At 75.7% G+C, this 4,223-nt stretch carries 2 protein-coding genes and 2 pseudogenes; 3 read left to right on the plus strand and 1 reads right to left on the minus strand.

From position 1 onward, the window contains the following. The 3 genes and pseudogenes from L1885_RS24560 to L1885_RS24570 form a co-directional block, all read left to right on the plus strand. A pseudogene (locus tag L1885_RS24560) lies at window positions 1–545 on the plus strand (hypothetical protein); the annotation flags it as partial. 634 nt (window positions 546–1,179) lie between these two features. Next, entirely contained in the window at window positions 1,180–3,366 is a 2,187-nt protein-coding gene (locus L1885_RS24565; protein WP_372482022.1) for a bifunctional glycosyltransferase 87/phosphatase PAP2 family protein, read from the plus strand. Between the two features lie 233 nt (window positions 3,367–3,599). Further along, on the plus strand, window positions 3,600–3,974 hold the full coding sequence (locus tag L1885_RS24570) for a VOC family protein (RefSeq protein ID WP_235799358.1): 375 nt from the start codon (window positions 3,600–3,602) through the stop codon (window positions 3,972–3,974). Between the two features lie 30 nt (window positions 3,975–4,004). On the opposite strand, the pseudogene L1885_RS24575 reads toward L1885_RS24570, so the two are convergent. Then, window positions 4,005–4,223, minus strand: a pseudogene (locus tag L1885_RS24575) (hypothetical protein); the annotation flags it as partial.

The raw sequence follows: 4,223 nt of genomic DNA on the forward strand, positions 1-4,223 counted from the left end.
GCGCGGAGACGTACGAGGAACCGTACGGGGAGGACGAGGAGCTTCCGCCTTCCCCGGCCCGCGCGGCCGAGAGCGCCCGCCCCGACACGGGAGGCCGCGGCTCCGGTCAGCTGTACGGCGAGCGCGAGCGGCTCGTCCGCCGCGAGCGCGCGCTCCAGCGGGAGCGCGAGCGGCGTGACGGCGCGGCGGGGCGCGGCACGGGCGGCGGCCGGCACGTGGCCGGCTCCGAGCGCACGGGCCTCGACAAGACCGTGCCGGCGGTGGCCGACGGGCGGCTGATGCCGCGTGCGGAGAGCGAGGAGTTCGGCCGGCGGCTGCAGGGCGCGCTCACGCACTTCGTCGACGACCCGGGCGGGTCGGTCGAGGAGGCGGCACGCGTCCTGGAGGACACGGCCCGGCGCCTGTCCGCCGCGCTGGAGGAGCGTCCGCGCGCCATGCGGGCGGCCTGGGACCCGCGGGGCGGCGACGGGGGCGACGAGACGGAGCGGCTGCGCCAGGCACTGCGCACCTACCGCGAGACGACCGAGAGGCTGCTCGACATCTGACCGGCCCCCGGCGCGGAAGGGCCGGGACGGCGGACGCGGTGCACGGGCGGGCGCCGGGGTGAGAGCTCCGGCGCCCGCCCGCCCGTGTGCCGACCGGGCCCCACGCCCGCGCGGCGCCGAATCCACCGTGCTCCGAACCACCCGTGCTCCGAACCGCCCGTGCCCCGAACGTCCGTGCTCCGAGCCGCCGCGCTCCGAACCGTCCCCGGCGGCGCCGTCCTCGGCGGAGCCGCCGCTTCGCGGGGCCGCCCTTCCCGACGCCCCGGGAGCGTCCCGCTCCGATCCGTGCGTCCTCCGGCGGGCCGCTCGCGAGCGACCGGTCCCGTGACGGCGGCCCACCGACTCGGCCGCCCCGGACACCGGCGCCCCCTCGTCCCACCGGCTCCCGGGCGCGTACGGGCGCCTGCGCCGCGTACCTCCCGCACCGGCCCCGGCCGGCGCGTGCACGGGCCTCCGGGCCCGGATGTCAAGGGCGCGTGTCGCGTCGGCCGAACCTGTTCCGTTGCGTCAAAACGGGGATGACAGGCAGGCGAAGAGGGGGTTGCCTGAGTCTTTCGGCGGGAGCGGTGCCAGGCTCATGCCTCGAGGGCCGCAATGATGGTGGTTTAGGACGGGAGAGGAAGGTCGTCTCGACGTGGCGAACGTGGAGGGCAGTGCACAGGACGGCTCGGCGCCGAGAGGGGTGAGCACCGGTCTCGTCGCGGCACGCACCCTCCTGTGGGTGATCGCCGCCGTGCTCGGCGCGCGCCAGGCGGCGGCCGTGCTCGACAAGCCGCCGGGCCGGCGCCTGACCGACCTGGAGACCTGGACGGGCCCCGGCGGTGTCCTGCACGTGACGGGCTCCCTCTACGACCACGGCTCGCACTTCACCGGCACGCCCTTCGCCGGACTCGTCCTCAAGCCCCTCGCCCGCTCCGCCGAGGAGGCCCTCGGCGTCACCTGGACCGTGGGCACGCTGCTCCTCGTCGCGGCCGTCGGGGTGATCGCGGCCCGCGCCCTGCCCGGCCGCGTCCCCGTGCCCGCCGCGCCCGTCGCCGTCAGCCTGCTGATGGTGTCCCTGCCGGTCCGCAACAGCTTCCACCTCGGTCAGACCAGCATCATCCCCGTCCTGCTTGTGCTGCTGGGCTGTTTCGTCGCGCGCGGCGAACGCCTGGCCGGGCTGCTCGTCGGCGTCGGCGCCGCGCTCCAGCCCGCGGTCCTGCTGTTCGTGCCGCTGCTGTGGCTGACGGGGCGCCGGAAGGCGGCCGTGGCGTCGACGGCCGCCTTCGCCGGGTCCTCGGCCCTCGCCTGGCTCGTGCTGCCCGCCGACTCCCGTACGTACTGGGTCCACCATCTCGCCGGACTCGGCCTCGGCGAGCAGGCCGACGGCCTCGCCAACCAGTCGCTGCACGGCGCGCTGCTGCGCTTCGGCGTGCACGGCGCCTGGGGCATCGCCCTCGCGGGCGTCCTCGCCGCGGCGGTCGTCTGGATCGGCCTGCGCCGCGCCGTGCGCTACGCGCGCGACGGCCAGTTGCTGCTCGCCGTCGCCGTGACGGGCTGCGTCGCCGTCGCCGTCTCGCCGACGGCCTGGCAGTACCAGCTCATGTGGATACTGCTCGCCCTCGCCGGACGCGTCGGCAGGCGCGCCAAGGACCGGCTCGTGTGGCCCGTCGTCGTCGTGCTCGTGATGACCCTGCCGGGCACCGTGCTGCTGCCGAACATGGGGATCGTCGCGCCCGTCCGGGACAACGTCCCGCTGCTCGCCGCGCTGGCGGCCGCCTGCGTCGTACCGTTCCTCTCCCGCACCTCGCCGTACTTCGACAGACCCGTGCCGACCGATTACGCGCAGCCCGTGCCGGCCCGCTTCCGCCGGGTGCCGCTGGCGGCACCCGTGTGGCGGCGGCTCGTCGGCCGCCCGAACCTGGTGCTGGAACTGCTCGTCATCCGCGTCGGCTACTCCGCCTACTCCTGGATCAGGCTCGCCGCGGCGGCCGACCCCGCGACGGCACAGAGGCACGGGCGCGAGATCCACTCCGCCGAATCGGCCCTCCACATCGGCATCGAGCACTGGGCCAACCACGCCCTCGTGCACGTGGGCTGGCTCCGTGACTTCCTCGACTTCTACTACGAGACCTTCCACTTCGCGTTCCCGCTCGGCATCCTCGCCGTCCTGTACTGGCGCAGCCCCGCCGACTACCGCTGGGCGCGCGCCTCGCTCTCCTTCGCGACGGTGCTCGCGCTCGTCGGGTTCTGGTTCTTCCCGCTCGCGCCGCCGCGCCTGATGCCCGGCCTCGGGTTCATCGACACGGTCCACGGCCCCCAGGACCTCGCGCACCCCAGCTACGGCGCGATGACCGCGCTGACCAACCAGTACGCGGCGATGCCGTCCCTCCATTTCGGCTGGTCGCTGTGGTGCGGGGTCACCGTGGTGGTGCTCGCGCCGAAGCTGTGGATCAAGCTGATCGCGCTGCTCGACCCGCTGTTCACGCTGTCCGCCATCATCGCCACCGGCAACCACTGGGTGCTGGACGCGGTCGGCGGCGCGGCCGTGGTCGCGGCCGGGTTCGGGCTCACGTACCTGCTGGGAGGACCCCGCCACCTGCTGACGGCCGCGGGCGCGGGCCCGCTCGACGGCACGGCCGGCGCCCGGGGGCCGGACCTCGGCGCGATGCCCGCGACGGATCCCTTCCCGGCCGTCCGGCCGCTGCCGGAGGGCCGCGGCGCGGCCGCCGGGGACCGCGTGCGTCCCGAACGGGTGGACACGGGCGGGTCGTTCGACGGAACCGCGGGGCCCGGCGCCGACGGGGCGGACCGGCCGGCCGGGCCCGTTCCGCCGCGTTAGGCGGCGCCGAGCGGGGTGGCCGACCGCGCCGTTGCGGCCGCCGCGGCGCCCCGGTAGCGTCCTCCGCGTGAACACCGGACCGGCCTCGCGCCACTCACGGATCGGCTTTCCGGTGGAGGACTGAACGCCCGGCGGGTGCGCAAGGGGTGCCCCCTCGTGCCGGCACGCGGACCTCCCCGGCGCCCGTGCGCCGAGCGTCCCCTTCCCGTGCCGATCACCGACGAGGTCACCGCATGCCGGTCACGTTCAACCACACCATCATCGCGGCGAGAAGCCGCACCGAGTCCGCGCGCTTCTACCGCGAGCTGCTGGAGCTCCGGGAGGCGCCCTCCTGGGGCCCGTTCACCAACCTCCAGCTCGACGACGGCGTGCTGCTGCAGTTCGCCGAGCCGCCGGTGGAGATCCAGATGCAGCACTACGCGTTCCTGCTCGACGACGCCCGGTTCGACCGGGCGTACCGGCGGCTGTGCGACGCGGGCGTCACCCACTGGGCCGATCCCCAGATGCGCCGTCCCGGCGAGATCAACGACGAACACGGAGGCCGCGGCGTCTACTTCAAGGACCCCGCGGGCCACGCGATCGAGCTGATCACGCGGCCGTACCTCTGACCCGCGCGGTGGGCGCCGGCGCGCCGGCGCCTACCGGCCGCCCGGACGGGACCGGGCGGCGCGGCGGTTGACGGCGACCACCCCGGCGATGATGAGGACCACCAGCGCCCCCGCAGCCCACCAGACCCCGCCCGACAGGACCGGGCTGTCGTCGACGTCGGCGGCGCGCGTGACCGCCGCCCGGTCGACGGCAGCCTCGGACGGCGTCGGGCTCGGGCTCGCGGTGCTGCCGGTGCCCGTGCTCATGTC

The sequence above is a fragment of the Streptomyces fuscigenes genome, assembly GCF_021556455.1.
Lineage (GTDB): Bacteria > Actinomycetota > Actinomycetes > Streptomycetales > Streptomycetaceae > Streptomyces > Streptomyces fuscigenes.

Excerpts from the sequence above, each read along its gene's own strand:
- L1885_RS24570 (WP_235799358.1), top strand. The coding sequence starts at position 3,600 with ATGCCGGTCACGTTCAACCACACCATCATCGCGGCGAGAAGCCGCACC.